Below are 21,150 nucleotides of genomic sequence, written 5' to 3' on the forward strand. Positions count from 1 at the left end.
GTCTATATGTACTTATACCTATATATATCTATAAACACAACTGGAAAATAATTATTCAAATAAATGAGAAAAGGATTAAATTGGTATCGCCTACAACTTAAAATGTAACCCGTACTCCTGTTGAAATACAAAAAAGCAGCTCCCTAAGTAGAATGAACTACATAGAGAGCTGCTCTAGCTCCATGACTTAGTTATAGAGTTGCGCTTGATGCTGCATCCTCGTTAACAAGAGGCGGCGTGTGCTCCGGAGGCGACTCCAAGCCCAACACTTTCTCTAGTCCGGCTTTGTTGCGGCATGCATATGCTTGCTCCGTTACCTGCACCGCTTGCTCATACTGAGCTCGTCTCACCGCGGCCTTGACGCGCGGTATGGAACGCGATGACATGCTCAATTCGTCAATGCCGAGTGCAATCCATAACGGTACCGCTTGCGGATCGCCGGCCATTTCCCCGCAAACGCCTACGGATATTCCATGCAGCTTCGCACCCTCTACCGCATTGCGAATAAGGCGAAGGACTGCAGGATGATAAGGATCATACATGTGTGCGATCTGCTCATTCATCCGATCAACAGCTAGGGTATATTGAACCAGATCATTAGTCCCTATACTGAAGAAATCAACTTCCTCAGCCAGCAAGTCAGCAGTTGCTGCAGCAGCAGGCACTTCGATCATAATGCCGATCGGCAGCTTCTCATCGAACGGAAGCTGTTCTTCACGCAATTCACGCTTCGCTTCCTCCAATATTTCCTTAGCAGCGATAATCTCTTCCATAGAGCTGATCATCGGGAACATCACTTTAACTTGTCCATGCGCGCTGGCGCGCAGGATCGCGCGCAGTTGGGTCTTGAACACGTCTGTACGGTTTAAGCAGATGCGGATCGCGCGGTATCCAAGAAACGGATTATCTTCTTCCGGAATCTGCAAATATTCCATCGGCTTATCGCCGCCAATATCAAGTGTACGAATAATGACCGATTGATCTTTAAACGCCTCCGCTACTTCGCGGTATACCGTATACTGCTCGATTTCATTAGGCGGATAAGATCGATCCATATATAAAAATTCGGTTCGGAACAAACCGATGCTCTCAGCGCCGCTTTGAATGGCGATATCCAGCTCACGAGTTGAGCTGATGTTAGCAGCGAGATGAATTCGATGCCCATCTACCGTTTCCGCAGGCAAATCATTCATCTTAGCCAGCTCTTCAGCTTCCTTCAAATACTGATCGCGCCGTTCCTCATACCACGTTCGGATATGGTGCTCTGGATTCAGGAATACAAACCCATGCTCCCCATCTACGATGACTGCGTCTCCCGTTTGAACCGGCTTGCTCAGCTTGCCTTCAAGACCAAGCACCAACGGAATGCCGAGAGCGCGTGCCATAATAGCGGAGTGAGAAGTTCTTCCACCCTGCAGCATGACAATGCCGAGCACATTTTTCGGATTCAGATGGACAAGCTGTGACGGGGACAGCTCCTTAGCTACCAATATATAAGGCTGAGTATCTGTTGGAAGTGTGATCTCTGGCGCGCCAAGCAGATGCTTCAACAGACGGTTACCCACATCCTTAATATCAAGTGCCCGCTCTTTCATATATTCATCATCCAGCAAATCGAACATCGTGACGAAATGATCGATCGCCTCTTTCACGGCAACTTCGGCCGCCTTATACTGGCGTTGGATAATGCCCTGAATCTCATTCATGAAAATGGGATCTTCCAATATAGCAAGATGAGCATCAAATATCGACGACTCTTCCGTTCCAACCATATCTTTGATCTCTCTCTTAATGTATTCAATCTCATCCTTCGACGATCGGATCCCTTCATACAAACGCTCGAATTCCCTTGCCAGATCGGTAGGATCCATCTTCTCTTCCGGTACATCCCACTCCCAAGTTGGAAGTACAAAAGCCTTGCCTATTGCAATACCCCTTGAAGCACCGATACCTTTAATCTTTTGTGTCAATGCTTCTCACCTCCGCGACTTTCATCCATGAGAACTACAGACAGAATAGACTCCTGCCCTTTCTTAACCGCACCATATGGAGCGATGCTCCAAGATGCGACTTTATTACTATTCGTAATGACCATTGGCGTAGCTAACGACAAATTCTTCTTCTTAATATATGCTATATCAAATTTAATTAGCAGCTGTCCTGGCTTCACTCCATCACCTTCCTGAACTACAGCCTGAAAGCCAGCGCCATTTAACGAAGAGGTTTCGATCCCGATATGAAGCAGCACCTCTAACCCTTCAGGCGTTTCAATCCCTAATGCATGCATGCTTGGGTAAATGTGGCGTACAACGCCGGCTACTGGGGATACAAGTTCACCCTTATCCGGATAGAAGGCAACACCGTTCCCTACAATCTTCTTGGCGAAGATCGTATCAGGCACATCTTCGATCGGAATCATACGACCCTGTACGGGCGAAACGAACCATACTTGCTGTGCATTGCGTTGCAGACGCCTTAGCATTTCATCGCGAATGACTTCAGAATATGTACCGAATACCACTTGAACATGACCGCCGCCTAATCGAATGACTCCGGCCGCACCTAATGTGCGCAAGGCATGCCGATCGATCAGCTTCTCATTGTTGACTCGCAGCCGCAAGCGCGTGATGCAGGCCTGAATGTCAATAAGGTTATCCTTGCCTCCGAGCGCACGAATAATAAGCGGTGCCCGATGCACGAGATCACCAGCCATATCATCCAGTAGACTGCCATCAACCCGACCAGGCGTTGGAATCTGAAAGCGTTGAATCGCAAATCGAAACACGACATAATAAATAAAACCGAAAGCGATACCGATTGGAATTAACCACAATCCATGTGTGGAAAGATGGAAATTCATCACATAATCGATCGCCCCAGCGGAAAATGAGAACCCATGTAAAATACCAAGCTCCGCAGTGAGCCACATGGCAGCGCCTGATAGCAGCGCATGTACGATAAATAGCAGCGGCGAAGAGAATAGAAATGCAAACTCGATCGGCTCCGTGATGCCTGTAAGCATCGATACAAGTGCGGCATTATAATACGTTTTGCGAACCTTAGGCCTCAAATCTTCCCTTGATTCATGCACAATCGCCATTGCAACAGCTGGCAGGCCAAACATCATGATTGGATATAGCCCTGCCATATACATTCCTGCTGTCGGATCGCCAGCGAAGAACCTCGGTAGATCGCCCGTTACCGTTACGCCCGCTGCGTCTGTATAGCTGCCAAGCTGAAACCAGATTACATTATTCAATAGGTGGTGCAGCCCGAAGGCAACAAGCACTCGATGAAGCACTCCGTACAAAAACACACCGAAGCTCCCCATCTTTACTAATTCTTGCCCTAGAAATTCGATCCCTTCGTTAATAGACGGCAACGCTAATGTCAGAACATAGGACATCCCAACAGATACTAACGCCATCACGAGCACAACAAATCGTGATCCGCCAAAAAACTGAATGTATTCCGGAAATTGCAGGGTACGGAACTTTTCATGTACGAATCCGGCCATTAGGCCGAATACGATACCTACTAATATCGTCGGCTCCGGTGCGATCACGTTCGCATCAAGCCATAAACCGGGTAAACGCTGGTAGATAAAGATACCGATCAAGCCAGCCAATCCGGCGATCCCTGAATTGTTGGACATTCCAAGTGCCACACCAACCGCAAAGAAGTATGGAAGCAGGCCAAGCAGCGTCGTGCCTGCACTGGAGAACCAGACAGCCGCGTCATCTAATCCAAAGAGACCGAGCAACTGCCCAGCCGCGAGGAGAACTGCAACAGCCGGCATCACCATCATAGGCTGCATGAGTGAGCGTGAAAGCTGCTGTAATGACCCTAACTGATTCAACTACGATCCCCCCTTGATCAATCGAATGAATTACTGAATATTCATTGGTTGGAGTGACTCGATGTCTCAATAATCGTGAATAGCCGAAGTTCAGCCCCAGACTTTCGGGAGCGTCACTCCGGCTCACAATGAAATAACGCGTCAATGGCTTCATCATTATAACACGGATGAGCGTTATCACCTATTAACTTCATTCATTCTGTTTCCAATATGCCGAATGGATGTCTTCTATTTGCCTTTTGGCAGCAGAATAGCGTCCATTACCTTAATGCAGGAATCCATCACAACTTGCAGGCCATGCTCACTGGCATAAGCCGCGGCTTCCTCATTCACGATACCTTGCTGCAGCCAGATCGATCTCGCACCGATTGCTACAGCATCCTTGGCGACATCCAAGCAGTATTCACTGCGTCGGAATACATTGACGATATCGATAGGCTCTGGAATGTCCTGCAGTGAAGGGTAGCACTTCTCGCCTAATATCGTCTCAGCCTTAGGATTGACGGGTATGATGCGATAGCCCTTATACTTCATAGCTTGAGCAACCATATGAGAAGTACGGCTAGGATCATCGGACAATCCTACTACAGCTATCGTCTTGCTATTTTGGAGCAGCTGCTTGATTGCGTCTTGAGAAGGGTGTTCATATGCCACTTTATATTCCTCCATTCCACTATTCCATTCATCAATCAATATGATTTTGATTAAGCTTCAATCCATTCTACTTGAGCACCGAGAGCTTGTAAATGATCAAAATAGTTCGGGTAAGACTTGGCTACATGATGCGCATCCTTGATGCGAATAGGCTGTTTGGAGCGTAAGCCCACTACTGTGAGCGCCATGATGACCCGGTGGTCGAAGTGAGCATTGATCTCCACTCCGCCTTCCACACCTTCTGGACGGCCGTGGACAATAATCTCCGCCTGGCGTTCTTCTACATTGGCTCCGGCTTTGCCCAGCTCGGTTACATAATCCGTTATGCGATCACACTCCTTGTAACGCAGATTCTCAACGTTATAGAAGCGGGAGGTTCCATCTGCAAATACCGCAGCCGCTACCATCGCCAAGACCGCATCTGTTGCAGCGTCGCCGTCGAATTCAACCGCTTTGAGCTTGCCTGTGCTCTTGACGTGGATGTTGTTCTGTTCGTGCGTAAGCGGCACTTCCATCATACGAAGCACATCGACGATCGCGCGTTCACCCTGCTTGCTGTCTGGAGTCAAGCCGCGCAATACGACGTCTGATTGCGTAACCGCTGCAGCAGCCAGAACCGCCGCTGAACCAGGATAATCACCTTGGACTGTGTAATCACGAGCTTGATAGCGCTGACCGCCCGGAACGCGATAATGCATCAGATCGTCGCTGACTTCAATGACGATCCCCGCTTCGCGCAGCACCTCCAGCGTCTGACCGATTACAACCTTGGACTTAAGGTCATCCGTTACTTCGATCGTGCTGTCTTCAGGCAGAAGCGGTGTTAAGAATAATAAGGAGCTAAGGTATTGAGAGCTGATGTTGCCCGATACCGTAATCTTCCCTCCGCGAAGACCTCCGCCTCGAATCGTAATTGGCAGCTTGCCGTCACGATGCTCGACTTCGGTGCCCAATTGCTCCAGCGCTGTGATCAGATCGTGATGCGGACGCTTGCCCAGCGATTCCGGATAAGCATTCACAAAGTGTACTTCTGGCAGAAGTGATGCTATACCCATTAGAAATCGCAATACGGCGCCAGCATTCCCCACATTCAGCTCCTGAGAAGTCGGAATGAGCTGTGGACGGCTGCCGAACCCCGTCATCACGATCTTCGTCTCATCCTCTTCCAGCTTAGCGCCCAGATCCTGCAAGCAGCGGCGCATAGCATCGCTGTCTTCACTATGAGCCGGATAATAGATGGTGCTCGTACCTTCAGCCAAGGCGGCAACTAACAGATACCTTGTCGTATAATTTTTAGAAGAAAGTGCTTGAATATCACCTTGCAGCTTATCTGTTGGTCTCACAATAACATCCATAGTCCCACTCCTTAATTATCTTGGATCATCACCTATATCTATGAATACAGATTGACAAATTACATACTGCTTCGTATCATTTCCATGAGAACATATGACTTATGTCACACTTTAATTGCATAAATCCCAACAACAAGTTGAATCAACATGATGAAGGAGGACTGTTGATGAATCCAGTCAAACAGATCAATGTTTTAGACTTAATGGCTCGATTGGCCGCTGAGCCGTCTGCTGAGCCGTCTATAGTGATGATTGACGTTCGCGAGCAAGAAGAAGTCATTCACGGCATCATTCCAGGTGCCAAGCATATCCCGATGAATGATATTCCTGCACGCATAGAAGAGCTTCAAGAGCATGAGGAAATCATCTTTATCTGCCGCAGCGGTTACCGCAGTGAACGCGTATGTGAATATTTACTGCAGCAGGGGTATAATGGCGGCGTTAATCTAGAAGGCGGCATGCTCGCTTGGATGAACGCGGAAGGTCCTATCGTGTGATATCAGCGTCAGCACTGTTGAAGCCCTGATATGCATCCATAACCGCATCCGCAATCTGTTCTACCCGCAGATGATCGGTAGCTACAGTAGCATGAGCAAAGTCGTACTTGCCGCTGCGCTCCACCATTAAGCTCCGCACACGCTCTGACGCGTCACCTTGCAACAGCGGACGGTTGCGATCGCCCCTCACGCGTTCGATGATCGTATCCGTCTCCGCTGTCAGATGGACAACGTAGCCGCACTCGCTCATCACGCGACAGTTCTTCTCCCGCAGTACAGCGCCTCCGCCTGTAGCGATCACTAACCGCTGCTGTCCCATCAAGCGGGATAGCGCAAGGCTCTCAGCGTCCCGGAAGTATGCTTCCCCGTCCTGCGCGAATATGTCTGGAATGCTTCGCCCTTCCATTCTTACGATCTCTTCATCCAAATCAACAAAGTCATACTTCAGCCGATCTGCAAGGCATTCACCGACGGTTGACTTGCCTGTACCCATAAATCCGATTAGCACGATGTTGAATGCGCGTGCTTCCGTCAGCATCTCTCTTCACTCCCAGCCTTAAACTTCCCATATGATACCATAGCGGTAATTATTTCGACAATCACCATGTATAAAATGCTTAATACCTACGTATAGATGTTAGTACGAGCCAAAAGGCTTATACTTGCCGATAGTGGTTTCCCTTCCTGCTATCTAACAGAGGAGTGAATGAAGATGTCTTCACCCCCAGCCCCTGGATCGGGCAGCAACTCAGGATATCGCATGTTCACCGCTCACATGGAACGCATCATGGACCCGAATCATCCCTTATGCAGAGATGATATTATCTGGCTGTTGAACACGATCAAGAACAAGCTAACCGAAGAAGGAGCTCATTCATCACTAACCAATGAGGTCTTGCTGGACAGCTATCGATATTATGCTGAGCTATCCATGTTAATGCTTCAACGCAACTCGACCTCCGGTCAGGAGAGCGAGCGTCTTCGCCGCTATATGAAGAGAACAGCCAGCATATTGTTGAAGCCTTCGGACGATGCTTCCACATGAACGATATGACAAACGCCGGGCCTAATGGCCCGGCGTTCATATTAGCTGGCATTACTCGTTGGACAGCCAGTTGTAGTGGAACGTACCTTCTTTGTCCACACGCTTAAACGTGTGAGCGCCGAAGTAGTCACGCTGTGCTTGCAGCAAGTTCGCTGGCAAGCGCTCTGTGCGGTAGCTATCGTAGTAAGCGAGTGCAGAAGAGAATCCTGGAACTGGCACACCGAATGTGACAGCTGTAGCGATTACTTCACGCCATGCGCTTTGATACGATTCGATTACATCCTTGAAGTAAGGATCAAGCAGCAGGTTCTTCAATTCTGGATCACGGTTGTAAGCTTCTGTGATATTTTGCAGGAACTGCGAGCGAATGATGCATCCGCCACGGAATATCTTCGCGATATTGCCAAGCTGCAGATTCCAGTTGTATTCTGCAGAAGCTACGCCCATCTGGCTGAAGCCTTGAGCATAAGACATGATCTTACTTGCAAACAGCGCGCGGCGCACTTTCTCGATGAACTCAGCTTTGTCACCGTTGAACGCTGGTGCTTCAGGACCGGAGAGCACCTTGCTGGCAGCGACGCGCTCTTCTTTCATCGCGGACAGGAATCGCGCAAATACGGACTCAGTAATCATGGACAATGGCACACCCAGGTCAAGTGCGTTCGCGCTTGTCCATTTGCCTGTGCCCTTTTGACCAGCAGTATCCATAATGACGTCAACCATAGGCTTGCCTGTTTCGTCGTCATACTTGGAGAAGATATCAGCAGTGATCTCGATTAGATAGCTGTCGAGCTCACCTTTATTCCATTCCGTAAAGATCTCATGCAGTTCCTTTTCCGATACGCCCACAACCTTCTTCATCAGGTCATACGCCTCACAGATCAACTGCATATCTCCGTATTCGATACCGTTATGAACCATCTTCACATAATGGCCGGCGCCATCAGATCCGATGTATGTGCAGCAAGGCTCGCCGTTTACTTTCGCGGAGATCGCCGTCAGAATCGGCTCAACCAATTTATACGCGCTTTCTTGTCCACCTGGCATAATTGCAGGACCGAGCAGCGCGCCTTCTTCGCCGCCGGATACGCCTGTACCGATGAAGCGGAAGCCCTTGCCTTCCAAATATGTGCTGCGGCGCTGCGTATCTGGATAATGCGCGTTACCGCCGTCAATGATGATGTCGCCTTGGTCCAAGTGTGGAATAAGCGATTCGATTGTTGCATCTGTCGCTGCACCCGCCTGAACCATGATCAAGATCTTGCGCGGTGTTTTAAGTGAAGCCACGAATTCCTCGATTGTATATGTAGGCGTTAAGTTTTTATCTGGTGCTTCAAGCATAAGAGCATCCGTCTTCTCACGAGATCTGTTGAATACGGACACTGAGAATCCACGACTTTCAATGTTAAGGGCCAAGTTCTTACCCATTACCGCTAACCCGATAACACCGATTTGTGTCTTTGACATATAGTACTTCCACCCTTTATCTATTAGATTATGGTTTGCATTATTGCTATTGTACTCTTTTTGAGGTTAGAAGTGAACCCCTGCACAGCGGCTTGTCCATGCCAATCTTCTCCCTCCGGACAACAAAACACCCTGCAGCTATTCAGAAAGCGTTGCCATCTGAACAGGAGGGTGGTCAACTTGTTTTCGAATTGAACCGGACTATACTTCTAGTTGAAGCATCTCGCTTCTCAGCACATTCAACAGCTCCTTGCAGCGTTGAATCTCCTCCTCATCTTGCTCCATGAGCGCTTTATGAAGCGCGGACAATGTATGATCAACTTCCTCTGTTAATGCTTCGATACGTTCTTCAGCACGCGTCGAGCGAAATGTCCGCATCATCTCTTCCGTCGTGACCACAGGCTTCTTCTGATACAGTATACGTTGTTCTAGACCGCATATTTCAACGAGTCGAATTCTTTCGCCAAACATAATGCTTTCAATAATAATATGCCGGTCTTTAAACCGTTTTACTACCGCATGACCTCTCGCATCTCCGATCAACTTCTCCATAAATTCTGCCAGACGCTCATCGCGTATCGTATAGTCTCCCACGATCTTATAACGTTGATGCATACGTTGAAAGCGAAGCTTGACGAGCTTGCGTCCTGTTCGTATGGACACGATGAACAGCGATTCATTCTCACTCCAATATAAAGAGTACCCTTCTTGAATCAGATCCCGAATGAGGTTCTGGATTTGCCGGCGGTCAAAGCGCAACTCTAAATTGCAATACTCCACTTCCTCGCTGCGATTCACGGCAATCCCTCCTTGACACAGCATCGATATATAATTCCATCATATGATGATGTGACTTGGATTATTGACTTGAAATTATAAATTGTAGAAGCTCTGCTTGCTCCCGTGCGTTCAGAGGATTTCGAGTTATGCTATTATGGTATAATGGACAGCGAACTGACTGTTCGTCCCTGTGGGATAGGTCGAGGAGGAGATTACGAAGATGACATTTAACGGTTTCCATGCATCAGACTTCGATACGTTTCAGATCGATGGTCTAGAGGAACGTATGAAAGCTATACAAGAACGAATTCAACCTAAATTTCGCGCGATTGGTGAACAGCTGGTTGGAGATGCCGCGCTGCTTGCAGGTGAAGAAATGTATCTTCACATCGCCAAGCATGCTCGCCGTACTGTAAATCCCCCTAAGGATACATGGCTCGCGATCGGGCCGAACAAGCGTGGATATAAAGCGCATCCCCATTTTCAAGTAGGGTTATTCGACGATCATGTGTTTATCTGGCTAGCATTCATATATGAAACAAACCATAAATCCGCTATTGCAACTACACTGCTTAATCAGCTCGACGAGGTCCGTGAAACGGTTCCTGCTGATTACGTATTATCCCTTGATCATATGGATAAACGCGCTGTGCGCTTCGGGTCGCTTGATGATGCAGCGCTGCAGCAAACATTGCTTCGTTTCCGCGATGTAAAATCATCTGAATGGCTAGTCGGCAGACATCTGCTGCCGAATGATCCCGCGCTGGCAGATGGACAAGCCTTCATGAAGCTTGCGTCTGAAACCATTCACACCCTCATGCCGCTGTACAAGCTGGCAGTTCAATCGGCATCCTAACTTCTTAAATATTCTATCCGCATAAGCAATATACGGCTGCTGCGCTCTATCACTCTGGAGTTCAGCAGCTGTTACGGCTTACTTCGCTCACACATCACCCATTTTTCTGCGAATATAAAAATTCACTGACACTCTTATTAGCAATCAATAGCCTACATCATCCTTTGTTATTTACATAACAAAACGGCACCCCATACCCTATCCTAGCTGTATTGGCACCGTTTTGACCTTGTTGTTTATGCAGTTGTGTTATTGAGGCTTACCCGATCTAATGCTGCGTATCGAACAACCAGACCGATCGCCACTACCGATAGTACCGCCCCGGCAATATACGGCAGACCAGCCTGAACGTTGAACAAGGCGGTCGCGGTCAGCGGACCTGCAATGCGTCCAAAGCTGTCCATTGAAGAATTCAGACCTGATGCTACGCCTTGACTGACAGTCGTCTTCTGAGAGATTAGTGAGGTAACACAAGGTCTGATCAGAGCATTGCCAATTCCGAATATGCAGAGGAACACCGTCGCATTCCACACATTGCTGGAGAATAGCAGCAGGATGAACCCTGCAGCAGATATCACCAGCCCGATCACGATTGCGTTCTTCTCTCCACCCTTTTTAATATATCTGCGCACGATCCCACCTTGTACAAGTGCTCCTGCTAGACCGCAGAAGAAGAACATCCAGCCGATGTCAACCGCAGTAATGCCAGGAATCTTAATCGATTGGAAATACAGCAGCGTCGCTTCAAGCCCCGCCAGCGCAAATGTAACAAAGAACGATAACACATAAAGATACTTCATGCGTCCAGTAAAGGCTGACCAACGTGACGGAGCAGGCTGATGCTTGCTGCGCCGTTTCTCTGCCGGCAACGACTCCTTCAATACCACCATACCCATTACACTAGTTATGAAGGTCAGTGCTGAAGCTGCAAAGAACGGTACAGGGTTACCAAATTGACTCAGCAATCCTCCGAATGCCGGACCAAATGTGAAGCCAAGGCCGATTGCTACGCCAACCATAGCCATACCCTTCGTACGATTCTCGTCTGTTGTAATATCTGCTACATAAGCAACAATTACGGCTGTTACTGCACCTGCGAACAAACCGCCCAGCAATCGTGAAGCGTACATCATCACAAGGCTGCCGCCTGAAAGTCCGAACATCAGATAACTCAACGCGAATCCAAATATTCCAGTTAGTATAATCGGTCTGCGGCCTACACGCTCTGACAAGCCTCCCCACAGCGGTGAAACGATGAAAGATACTAATGAGTAGAGGGACAGCATGAGCCCTAAGTGCATCTCGTTCGCTCCTGCATCCGTTATCATGAGCGGCAATACTGGAATAACTATCCCGAAGCCGATAAATACCATCATCAGCATCAATACTACGACTGTTAGTTGTTTATTCATATTAACTTACCTCCGTAAGCTAATATTACCACATATTTATAATGAGCAATACGCAATATGTAATTTTATACCAGTTCATTTCCGAACATTTTCAACCTTTACCCATTAAATTATACTTGCATTCACGATTGTTTTTGATAAACTAATCCTTGTTTGTTTGTGACGTCTCTTTAAAAAGGAACGTATCTTCATCATGAAAGGTTGTGAAACCGCGATGGATCATCATCGAACTCCCCTGTTTACTGCTTTAACGAGTCATGCTGCACGCAACCCGGTGCAGTTCCACATTCCAGGCCATAAGAAAGGTGTCGGGGCCGACAGGGAATTCCGTGAGTTTATTGGTAATGAGGCATTTTCAATAGACCTCATTAATATTGCGCCGTTGGATGATCTGCATCAGCCTTCCGGTGTCATCGCGGAAGCGCAACAGTTGGCAGCCGATGCATTCGGCGCTGATTACACGTTCTTTAGCGTGCAAGGCACTAGCGGTGCCATCATGACGATGATCATGTCGGTGTGCGCGCCTGGTGACAAGATTATCGTCCCGCGCAATATCCACAAGTCCGTCATGTCGGCTATCATCTTTGCAGGTGCTAGACCGGTGTTTGTATCCCCGGCGCGAGATGCAAACTTGGGAATCGATCATGGCATAACGACTCGTTCCGTGAAACGAGCTCTAGAGAAGCATCCTGATGCGAAAGCTGTACTTGTTATTAATCCAACATACTACGGCTTATGCGCCAATTTGAAGGAAATCGTGGATCTAGCCCATTCGTACGAGGTTCCAGTGCTGGTGGATGAAGCTCATGGCGTATTGATCCATTTCCATGAGAAGCTTCCCATGTCAGCAATGCAAGCTGGGGCAGATATGGCGGCAACCAGTGTTCATAAGCTCGGCGGCTCCATGACACAAAGTTCGGTTCTGAATGTCAATACGAAGAATGGGCTCATTAACCCGCAGCGCATCCAGACGATTATCAGCATGCTCACAACGACTTCGACGTCGTATGTGCTGCTTGCTTCCTTAGACACATCACGCCGCAATCTGGCGTTGAACGGTCATGAAATAGCCGAGCATGCGATAGCTCTTGCTGATTACGCTCGGGAGTCTATTAATAAGATCCCTGGTTTATACTGTTTCGGCGAAGAAATATTAGGCAGCGAGGCAACTTACAACTATGACCCGACCAAGGTCACGATTCATGTTCGCCATCTCGGACTTACCGGATACGACACTGAGAATTGGCTTCGCGATCACTACAATATTGAAGTTGAATTAAGTGATATGTACAACATTCTGTGCCTGGTTACTCCTGGAGACACTCAGGATACTGTAGACATCCTGCTGCAGGCACTTACTGAATTGTCACGTACCCACTATAATCAAAATGAAGTGCGTGAGCTTGTCGTTAAAATACCGGATATTCCGCAGTTGTCCCTGATTCCGCGCGATGCTTTCTACGGAGACACCGAGCTCGTGCCATTCAAAGAATCGGCAGGGCGCATTATCGCTGAATTTATATATGTGTATCCTCCTGGCATCCCGATCTTATTGCCGGGTGAGGTCATTTCACAGAAGAACATCGATTATATATGTGACCATATCGAGATCGGACTTCCTGTGAAGGGTACTGAAGATCGATACATTGAATATGTAAAGGTTATTAAAGAAGAACAAGCTATCTTTGAATAACCGCTTCGAATATTGGAGGGGCATTCCCATTGGTCAAGCACTAATGGGAATGCCCCTTCTCACTTACTACAATCTATTATAGTATGATTCAATATTGATCGCGCACTTCCAGAGACGGAACTCTCGTGCGCAATATGTTTCCCGCTTCTTCTGCAGCCACAAGATCATTCAGTTGAAATGACTTCATCAGCAATTCGGGCTTCAGATCATCTTCACACAGCAGGGTCGATCGTCCTGTTTGCATACATACGACCAACGTCTTGCCGATAAAGTGGTTGGAGTAGATGAGTGCAAAATCGTAACGCCCTTGTTCTGCAGCCCAACCAATAAAGTTGACATTAGCTTGCTCCGATACTTCGTATAGATTCTGATACATGCCATCTCCTCCTTCATAAACGACGGATTTCCCTGAATAAGGACTTGAACGATTCAGGGCATAGATGAAACGGTTAGCTGCGCTTAGCTGGTAGTGGTAAGCCTGACAGCGAGTACGAATAAACATCTAATGTCTTGGAGTACGATGATAGCCGCATAGGTTATTTCCTAAATATACCATATGGATTGTTTGCCCTACAACAGTCAATTAAAGGTTAAGTGATCACACGGCGCACAAAAAACATGTAAATATTGCCATTAAAAAATAGTGATGATATGATGTTGTCAGAGTGATGGGAGGGTATATCATGAGTCAACGCGCAACTATTACATTTGTGGACGGATCTGCGGTTGCTTCCGTTTCACTAGATCAATTGAAGCAGCAGCTGCTCCATTATCAAGAGCAAACCGCACTTACTGGCAAGCAGTTGGGCTGGGAATATGAAGAAGCTGCTTTCCCTTATACAATTGAAACGAAGCCAGGCCATGAGCATATCGGCTTTATCTTGCAAGGTACTGACCCTCGCTATAAGCACTTGCTGATCGGTGTTGGACAAACAGAGGTGGATGGGATTGAACGTCATACGGTCGAGCTTGTCCTAACTGATGTCGCTACGCACGGCGACAAGGGCAAAGGCAATGAGTTTATGAAATATTTAGCCAAGGTGTGGAAGGGTGAACTTACGTTATTCAACGGTCGACGCATGTATTTCAATCCGCGCAAATAGCTCTAACTAGCCTAATACAGACGAAAGGGGCCTCTCAACGGCATAATACCGGAGAAGCCCCTTCTACATCACTATTGGTCTTGTGAAGCTACGAGTTCTTCATACGCTTGCTGAACGCGTTCCCACTCTGCATCATCTTCAATAGCGTTAAGCGCCATATCTTCGCCTTCTTCGTCAACACGTACAATAACGCCGTCTGCTTCAGGATTGTTGCGTTCCAGCAGAAGTGCGTACATATTGTCTTCAACGTTGAACGTTTCGACCCATACCATGTCCTTCTCATTACCTTCATCATCAATAAGCGTAATTACGAAGTCCTCAGCGTCATGTTCGTGGTCGTGTCCACATCCACAACCCTCACCATGGTTATGATCATGCTCATGATCGTGTCCGCATTCATTATTATGTTCACTCATTGCAGTAGTCTCCTTTATGTACAAGTGATGTCTGACATCCATTCGTATCGTAACACGTAATATTCAGCAGGTCAACGAGACCAGCCTTCACCGAACGGCCCCATACTTATGCGGCATAAGTTATTATTGACGACTGCAGCAATTCACATGCACACGATCCAACAGATCACGTAAGCCAAGATAAGAACAGGTCATCTTATCATTAATTGATCTTATCGACTGCTTCAACCGTCATCTCCGACATCAAGGCATACTCACCATTCTTCTGACGCAGGAAGCACTGAATCTTATAATCACCCTTATGTTTGAATTCATACTTGTAATCATCGCTTCGGAACCAGAAGTTATCCTGACTAATCGTTAATGGCGACTCTTGAATCTTCGAAGTCTTTCCGTTCGGATCCGTGATTGTCAGACGAATAGAATCGACTTCAGTCTTCAAGCTATCCACTTGTGTAAAGACAGAGAAGCTCACCTTACTGCCTGCCTCAACTTTACCAAATATAGTCTTATCACGGAACAACAGCATATTGACATTCGGTTTAGTCAAATACAAGCGCTTATTATCTGCATCCCAGTATACAAATGCTCTCAGACTATCTTGTAATTGCCTTACAGACATGTAAGTTCTGCCATCAACCACTAACCCTCCTTCAGGTACAGAATGACCATTAATCTTAACTTCTACTTTGTCCACAGAACTTTCTGCTCCAGCAACAGGAGCGGCAGATAGAAAGCTTCCTCCAATAATGGTAACTAATAGAGCCAGTGTGGCAATTCTCCTGCACTTCATGTTTGTAACCTCCAACAAGCTTAGTTGTATAGTTATACTCGATTACGGCAGGAGAGTTGCGCATATGTGGACAAATGAGCAACTAATATAATTCATATTTATATTCTGATTATGGTGATCGTCTTATTATAGTAATCCATTGCGATCCAGAAGCGTTATGATGCGATAGAAGTCGAATGAAGACTGTTCGGGATTGGTTAAGATCCCTTTCTTCACAGCCTTATTGACACTTGGTTTCGCCCATTCCGGGATATCCTTCATCTTCTGCATACTTTCCAAGCTGGTCAACCGCTCGTCCAGCCTAACTGCGGCCAAGCGCAGCTTTTCAAGCTCTTTCTTCATCTCATCCATGTTGCTATCACCTCCGGTTGCTTGACTTAATTCCTTATAAAGCCTCGCCCAAGGGAACTTAGGTCCTGGACAACTTGCCTTGCGAATGGGATCAATCTGATAATGCCCAATGACCCGCTCAGGTGTTAATGGGATGGTCGTATTCCATATTTGTTGAACCATGTGCTGAATGTGTTGATGCAGCCATACGCTCGCCCTGAATTGCTCCTCCGTCAGATCGCCATCAAATCCTTCATGCTCAATCGATATCGCATATAGGTTGGGATTAACCGACCTGCTCCTAACATATTCTGATAATGCGTGTGGGATCTTGTCCGACGTAATCCCTTGTGCCCAAGCAGCCCGCTCGATCGCGACGTACTGATGAATATCTCCGCGCTTCGATATCCCATAATGTGCAGAAGATACCTTATTGTCCGATGTCGTGAACCATGAATCCATGCTGGACATCGAGCCTGCGGAAATATGATCGACGATAATCTGAGGGACTTGTCCCTTACGATCACTTGAGTTCGTATATACATTTCCTTTCCATAAAATATCCAAAGTGCAGACACCTCTCTCCTATAGCTTCATACTCATTCGGATGAAACTGAATCGATGCATCAGCGGAACGGACTCAAGTCCGGGGCGTATGCTGTGCATACGAACCCCAGACCAAACGGATTGCTTGTGTTGAAGCAACAGAGAATATCCTTCTGAAGCTCAATCGCCCCCTATTTTTGTACGAGTCAGGATGCATGGCACACCTTTGCCGATTTCACCTGGCTGGGACATTCGTTCGGCATACCGCAATCCCCGCAAGCACGGTGTTGGGCATACAACACATCTGTCCGAAGTGACGAGCCGCATCGTATATTGTACACGGCCGCTCGGCAGATTCTTTTTCTTCTTAATAACTTTTCCTTTAGCCATTAGTCACACCCACTTTACACGTTCACACGGGAGACTCGTTTCTCCTCCTTCACGATATGCGAACCTAAGCATCTTTGCTTGTGCGCATACCCACTAAAAGGTAAAATGGTAGTAATTTTCGATGAAACGGAGGAAAATATGATGACCTTGCAGCTTCAAATGCTCGGTACAGGGAGCGCGTTCGCGAAGGCTTACTGGAACAATAATGGAGTATTATCGAATGGAGATGTCTCCTATCTCATCGATTGCGGTATAACGGCACCAATGGCTATTCATCATTTAGGTCGCTCCTTTAATGACTTTGAAGGCGTAATCGTAACACACATGCACGCTGATCACGTTGGAGGGCTTGAAGAATATGCATTTCAGATGAGATTCAAATACGGACGCAAGCCAAAGCTCATCATCGCGGCTCCGCTCGCTCAGCTCTTATGGGAGCAAACATTAAAGGGCGGTCTGACACAAGACGGAATCGATAAGCTGGAAGATGTATTCGAGGTGTGCGCGGTGGAGCCTGACACGAGTTACTCACTGATGGAAGGAGTACATTTACGATTTATTGAAACTCCACATATCGAGGGGAGACAGAGCTACTCACTCCTATTCAATGAAGCCTTCTTCTATAGTGCAGATATGCGTTTCAAGCAGGAACTGCTTACAGCGCTTGTCGAGCAGGGCGTTCAACGCATCTGGCATGATTGTCAATTCATCGAGCCTGGCGAAGTGCATGCGACGTTATCACAGCTGTTATCGCTGCCGCTCAATGTACAAGAAAGAATCTCACTTATGCACTACGGCGACGAACGACCGAAGTATGAGGGACGGACAGGACCGATGCCTTTTATTAATCAGCATGAGATATATACGGTATTGAAATAGTGACGATTGGTTGAACCTCCGTATGATTATGGGTTACAGCAGCCACAATAGATACAGGAGGCGATAACATATGGAACAACCGTTCAACCCGCAAGTAGGTTCTAACCAGCAAGCTCAAGCCGCGCCGCAACAGTTGTATTCTAATCCGTTAGCGCAGCAGTCCGGAGTGCAGCAAGAAGAAGTAGTGGCAGTTAGAAAAAATGGTGACGGCGATATTGTGGAGCTGAAGTTGACTTCAGGGCGGGTCGTTGATTATAAGACTGCGCAAGCGATGGTTAAGAACAATGAAATTCAACATCTAAACGTATTCCGAGGCCGTGACCATGAAGAGCATCTCCGCTCTGATGCAGATGGGCGCAAGGATAACAATCTAGATAATCTGCCAATCTTTTAGTTATTCCTCACTATAACCCAAGAGCGATCTTGGGTTATTTTGATATGCGCAAGCTCTGCATCATTCCACAAGCAAAAAGCCCCATTCTGAATCGAATGAGACTTTGTGTTTACTTTATCACTTAGCTATATACTACAGCTTTTTCTCCATTCTTACATGCAGAATACCCGCATCATAAAACGGCTCCTCAGACACCGTCACATAGCCGAGCGATTGGTAAAAGCCTTCCGCATGGCACTGTCCATCCAGCATACTTTTCTCCATACCGTGAGAACGAGCGATCTGCTCCAAACCGATCATTAGCGATCTGCCAATTCCTTTGCCGCGGAAAGGTTGACGTACTGCGATACGCTGCATCTTCGCTGTGCTCTCATCCAACATCTTGATTCTGCCTGTCGCCGCATACTCTCCATCCTCCATTAACAGAACGTGAATAGCAGGAGCGTCGAGTGAATCATATTCGTCACACTCCTCTTCCATCGGGACATTCTGTTCTTTCACGAACACCTCAGTACGAATCGCAATACACTGCTGCAATTGTTCTTCCGTCTTCACTTCAATGAGTTCTGCTGCCATACGTGTTCGGCACCTCCCAGTATTAAACGAACTTATATTATACAAAAAAATGAATATCATGTATAGTTAGATTATCCAACATTGTCCAGCAACCAAGATAGGCTTGCAACCTGAAATGTGTCCATCACATTTCCTCAGGAGGAATCACTTCCATGGACGCGATCACAGCAACGATTATCGCTGTCGTCATAATGGTAATCGGCATGGTTGCCCTACTGCTCGTTGTGACGAGAAAAGCATACAATCACAAATGGGATACGGATGATAATTCCGGGTATCCTCAGCCAGCGGAGCAAGAACAGCAAGAGAACACTCGTACATAAGTATAATCCGTCTCACTGCACCTAACAAGACAACCCCGCTGCTTCATCACTGAAGCGCGGGGTTGTCTTGTTGCTGTTTATTTTTGATATATACTGCGTGGTACAGTACTGCTCCCATATACATTCTGGATGACTCTTGGATTCCTATTATAATCCGTAACGTGGCTAGTTCTTAACTGTGCTTCACCAGATGGAGCACAACCCCATATTATAGCCGCAGCTACACCTAGCATCAACAGCGCGCACAAGCTGTATCGAGTTCGAGACAAACTGGAACCTCCGCTCATTACCAAGGATATTGTTCTATTGTCTCCGCAAGCTATTTACATTAAACGTTCAAATATACAAAAAAGCCAATATTCAATCCTATCCATTATTGAGACTTATGATCCTTGTTGACGGTACGCAGCCATACATACTCTTCATCGTATCTGATGCTGTCACGAGTAATAAACTGAAACAGCTTCCAACAAATTACGGCCACTATAGAGAATAAGCCTAGCAGCCATACGAACAATATAGCCCCTCCTGCCATCTCTTTGCCCCTTTCACATGTCGTGTCATCCAACAGGACAATCCGCCTGCTATTCACCTATTTCAACATATGAAAAATGACCTTGATTTAGAAGCGAGAGAAGCTTTCCTAATAGGCTTGTAAAAACAACTGCGCTGAGGTTGAGGCTGGTTGCTCATACATCAATCATTTTTTATTATCATTAAACGTAAATATGTTTTTTCAGCCATTGTCTGAAATACTGCAACTGTTCTTCAGAATGGAAATAGTGTTCTCCATTCTCCATTACTTGCAAATTACAGTTAAAACGTTTATTAAATTCAGATACAACGTCAAACTCACATAAGTTATCTTCTGAACCATAGAGAATTGAAGTTGGATTATTCCAAGCAACAATAGGATGTTCTTTCACATAACAGTAGTAATCCCAATAGAGAGTTTCGCCAATAGGTGTAGAAATTTCTTTCTCTATTTTCAGTCTACTCTCACTTACGTTAAACCATGTCATCATATTATTTATGATACGTTCCATATTTACCACAGGAGAGAGAAACAAACACTGCTTCAACGGCTCATGGCTATATTCTAATAGGCTAAAATATGCTCCTATGCTACAAGCAAAAATGCTTATATTATTTGATAACGATTTTGCATAGGTCATAATTGTATTAAGGTCTTGAACACAGTTTTGAACTTTGCAAAGATAAGTATCATCCTTACGGTCACCATGTTGAGGTAAATCAAAACTAAGCACTTGATAACCTACTGCTGTTGCTTCTTCTGCAAATACAATAATCGAGTCATCTGCCTTATTTGACATGTTACCATGCACCACCACAAATAACTTATCTGATTTGTCACCCCACAAAATTGCTGGAATGTTTTCTATTTTAAAATTATTTTTTAGCATTACAATTTTTCCTCCATGAAATATAAATAATTCGTCATTCCAAATATTATAAATGTATATACCTAAATAAATATGGGCTCTCTTTCTTTAAAATCTGTTATTCTTGTAGAAGCATTGGCTACATTACATTGAATCATAAAGTTCTTGATTTTAACAGCTTCTTTGTCAGTCTCAAATAATTGTAGCCATTTAATCCAATACTAATAATTGCTAATATATTTAGTTGCAGTATCATTAAACTTATTTACGGCTAAGCCCCTTTAATCTGGAGTCCTACCCTACAGTAATTACTCATGCATTGAATAGCTCGTTATTTCGAGTTTTTACATTGCTTTATGGAACATTGAAGAGTCGTCTA

General features: G+C 46.3%; 24 protein-coding genes and 1 pseudogene. 8 read left to right on the forward strand and 17 right to left on the reverse strand.

The genetic code is table 11. The annotated features are described in order from the left end of the window. Positions 1-191 precede the first annotated feature (191 nt). The 4 genes from ptsP to aroA all read right to left on the reverse strand — a co-directional run bounded on the left by ptsP (position 192) and on the right by aroA (position 5,868). Positions 192-1,970, reverse strand: a complete 1,779-nt coding sequence (gene ptsP / locus ACXX53_RS21145; RefSeq protein ID WP_458570670.1) for a phosphoenolpyruvate--protein phosphotransferase — start codon at positions 1,968-1,970, stop codon at positions 192-194. After that, positions 1,967-3,859, reverse strand: a complete 1,893-nt coding sequence (locus ACXX53_RS21150; protein ID WP_458570671.1) for a glucose PTS transporter subunit IIA — start codon at positions 3,857-3,859, stop codon at positions 1,967-1,969. Before ACXX53_RS21150 ends, ptsP begins: the two co-directional genes overlap by 4 nt. Positions 3,860-4,087: 228 nt before the next feature. Beyond that, the gene (locus ACXX53_RS21155) at positions 4,088-4,513 is read right to left on the reverse strand and encodes a CoA-binding protein (RefSeq protein WP_458570672.1); all 426 of its coding nucleotides are present in this window, start codon (positions 4,511-4,513) and stop codon (positions 4,088-4,090) included. 50 nt (positions 4,514-4,563) lie between these two features. After that, a complete protein-coding gene (aroA, locus tag ACXX53_RS21160) occupies positions 4,564-5,868 on the reverse strand; it encodes a 3-phosphoshikimate 1-carboxyvinyltransferase (protein WP_458570673.1) in 1,305 nt (434 codons plus the stop codon). Positions 5,869-6,035: 167 nt separating this feature from the next. Between aroA and ACXX53_RS21165 the strand changes: the two genes are divergently transcribed. After that, positions 6,036-6,365, forward strand: coding sequence for a rhodanese-like domain-containing protein (locus tag ACXX53_RS21165; RefSeq protein WP_458570674.1), 330 nt, complete (start codon positions 6,036-6,038; stop codon positions 6,363-6,365). Here the strand turns inward: ACXX53_RS21165 and ACXX53_RS21170 are convergent. Continuing rightward, positions 6,355-6,903 carry a shikimate kinase gene (locus ACXX53_RS21170; RefSeq protein ID WP_458570675.1) on the reverse strand — a complete coding sequence of 183 codons (549 nt, stop codon included), beginning with the start codon at positions 6,901-6,903 and terminating at the stop codon, positions 6,355-6,357. The genes ACXX53_RS21165 and ACXX53_RS21170 overlap by 11 nt on opposite strands. 174 nt (positions 6,904-7,077) lie before the next feature. Between ACXX53_RS21170 and ACXX53_RS21175 the strand changes: the two genes are divergently transcribed. Continuing rightward, a complete protein-coding gene (locus tag ACXX53_RS21175; protein WP_458570676.1) occupies positions 7,078-7,410 on the forward strand; it encodes a methyltransferase in 333 nt (110 codons plus the stop codon). A 51-nt stretch (positions 7,411-7,461) separates the two neighbouring features. Here ACXX53_RS21175 and gndA read toward each other — a convergent pair whose 3' ends face one another. Continuing rightward, positions 7,462-8,877 (reverse strand): NADP-dependent phosphogluconate dehydrogenase, encoded by a 1,416-nt coding sequence (gene gndA, locus ACXX53_RS21180; RefSeq protein ID WP_458570677.1) that lies wholly within the window; start codon positions 8,875-8,877, stop codon positions 7,462-7,464. Positions 8,878-9,078: 201 nt separating this feature from the next. Further along, positions 9,079-9,675: a hypothetical protein gene (locus tag ACXX53_RS21185; protein ID WP_458570678.1), complete on the reverse strand. Its 597-nt coding sequence runs from the start codon at positions 9,673-9,675 to the stop codon at positions 9,079-9,081. Positions 9,676-9,877: 202 nt separating this feature from the next. Between ACXX53_RS21185 and ACXX53_RS21190 the strand changes: the two genes are divergently transcribed. Then, positions 9,878-10,513 carry a YktB family protein gene (locus tag ACXX53_RS21190; protein WP_458570679.1) on the forward strand — a complete coding sequence of 212 codons (636 nt, stop codon included), beginning with the start codon at positions 9,878-9,880 and terminating at the stop codon, positions 10,511-10,513. A gap of 236 nt (positions 10,514-10,749) precedes the next feature. Here the strand turns inward: ACXX53_RS21190 and ACXX53_RS21195 are convergent, their stop codons facing one another. Beyond that, positions 10,750-11,925: an MFS transporter gene (locus tag ACXX53_RS21195; protein WP_458570680.1), complete on the reverse strand. Its 1,176-nt coding sequence runs from the start codon at positions 11,923-11,925 to the stop codon at positions 10,750-10,752. Between the two features lie 214 nt (positions 11,926-12,139). Between ACXX53_RS21195 and ACXX53_RS21200 the strand changes: the two genes are divergently transcribed. Further along, positions 12,140-13,618: an aminotransferase class I/II-fold pyridoxal phosphate-dependent enzyme gene (locus ACXX53_RS21200; protein ID WP_458570681.1), complete on the forward strand. Its 1,479-nt coding sequence runs from the start codon at positions 12,140-12,142 to the stop codon at positions 13,616-13,618. 88 nt (positions 13,619-13,706) lie between these two features. On the opposite strand, the gene ACXX53_RS21205 is transcribed toward ACXX53_RS21200, so the two are convergent. Beyond that, positions 13,707-14,120: a DUF3055 domain-containing protein gene (locus ACXX53_RS21205; protein WP_458570682.1), complete on the reverse strand. Its 414-nt coding sequence runs from the start codon at positions 14,118-14,120 to the stop codon at positions 13,707-13,709. Between the two features lie 181 nt (positions 14,121-14,301). Here ACXX53_RS21205 and ACXX53_RS21210 point away from each other — a divergent pair, with 181 nt between their 5' ends. Further along, positions 14,302-14,721, forward strand: coding sequence for a DUF1885 family protein (locus tag ACXX53_RS21210; protein WP_458570683.1), 420 nt, complete (start codon positions 14,302-14,304; stop codon positions 14,719-14,721). A 71-nt stretch (positions 14,722-14,792) separates the two neighbouring features. Here ACXX53_RS21210 and ACXX53_RS21215 read toward each other — a convergent pair whose 3' ends face one another. From ACXX53_RS21215 to ACXX53_RS21230, 4 genes are all read right to left on the reverse strand, one after another. Then, a complete protein-coding gene (locus tag ACXX53_RS21215; RefSeq protein WP_458570684.1) occupies positions 14,793-15,137 on the reverse strand; it encodes a DUF1292 domain-containing protein in 345 nt (114 codons plus the stop codon). Positions 15,138-15,339: 202 nt separating this feature from the next. Next, positions 15,340-15,930: a stalk domain-containing protein gene (locus tag ACXX53_RS21220; protein WP_458570685.1), complete on the reverse strand. Its 591-nt coding sequence runs from the start codon at positions 15,928-15,930 to the stop codon at positions 15,340-15,342. A 126-nt stretch (positions 15,931-16,056) separates the two neighbouring features. Next, a complete protein-coding gene (locus ACXX53_RS21225) occupies positions 16,057-16,827 on the reverse strand; it encodes an N-acetylmuramoyl-L-alanine amidase (protein WP_458570686.1) in 771 nt (256 codons plus the stop codon). Positions 16,828-16,986: 159 nt separating this feature from the next. Beyond that, entirely contained in the window at positions 16,987-17,196 is a 210-nt protein-coding gene (locus ACXX53_RS21230; protein WP_458570687.1) for a hypothetical protein, read from the reverse strand. Between the two features lie 105 nt (positions 17,197-17,301). Between ACXX53_RS21230 and ACXX53_RS21235 the strand changes: the two genes are divergently transcribed. After that, on the forward strand, positions 17,302-18,075 hold the full coding sequence (locus tag ACXX53_RS21235; protein WP_458570688.1) for an MBL fold metallo-hydrolase: 774 nt from the start codon (positions 17,302-17,304) through the stop codon (positions 18,073-18,075). 166 nt (positions 18,076-18,241) lie between these two features. Beyond that, entirely contained in the window at positions 18,242-18,469 is a 228-nt protein-coding gene (locus tag ACXX53_RS21240; RefSeq protein WP_458570698.1) for a DUF3892 domain-containing protein, read from the forward strand. A gap of 132 nt (positions 18,470-18,601) precedes the next feature. On the opposite strand, the gene ACXX53_RS21245 is transcribed toward ACXX53_RS21240, so the two are convergent. Further along, the gene (locus ACXX53_RS21245) at positions 18,602-19,045 is read right to left on the reverse strand and encodes a GNAT family N-acetyltransferase (protein ID WP_458570689.1); all 444 of its coding nucleotides are present in this window, start codon (positions 19,043-19,045) and stop codon (positions 18,602-18,604) included. A 152-nt stretch (positions 19,046-19,197) separates the two neighbouring features. On the opposite strand from ACXX53_RS21245, the gene ACXX53_RS21250 reads away from it, so the two are divergent. After that, positions 19,198-19,368 (forward strand): hypothetical protein, encoded by a 171-nt coding sequence (locus ACXX53_RS21250; protein WP_458570690.1) that lies wholly within the window; start codon positions 19,198-19,200, stop codon positions 19,366-19,368. Positions 19,369-19,741: 373 nt separating this feature from the next. Here the strand turns inward: ACXX53_RS21250 and ACXX53_RS21255 are convergent, their stop codons facing one another. The 3 genes and pseudogenes from ACXX53_RS21255 to ACXX53_RS21265 all read right to left on the reverse strand — a co-directional run. Continuing rightward, on the reverse strand, positions 19,742-19,903 hold the full coding sequence (locus tag ACXX53_RS21255; protein ID WP_458570691.1) for a hypothetical protein: 162 nt from the start codon (positions 19,901-19,903) through the stop codon (positions 19,742-19,744). 181 nt (positions 19,904-20,084) lie between these two features. Further along, positions 20,085-20,792 carry an alpha/beta hydrolase gene (locus tag ACXX53_RS21260; protein WP_458570692.1) on the reverse strand — a complete coding sequence of 236 codons (708 nt, stop codon included), beginning with the start codon at positions 20,790-20,792 and terminating at the stop codon, positions 20,085-20,087. A gap of 62 nt (positions 20,793-20,854) precedes the next feature. Beyond that, positions 20,855-21,040, reverse strand: a pseudogene (locus ACXX53_RS21265) (IS1595 family transposase); the annotation flags it as partial. Positions 21,041-21,150 lie beyond the last annotated feature (110 nt).

It is taken from the genome of Paenibacillus marinisediminis (genome assembly GCF_054343325.1).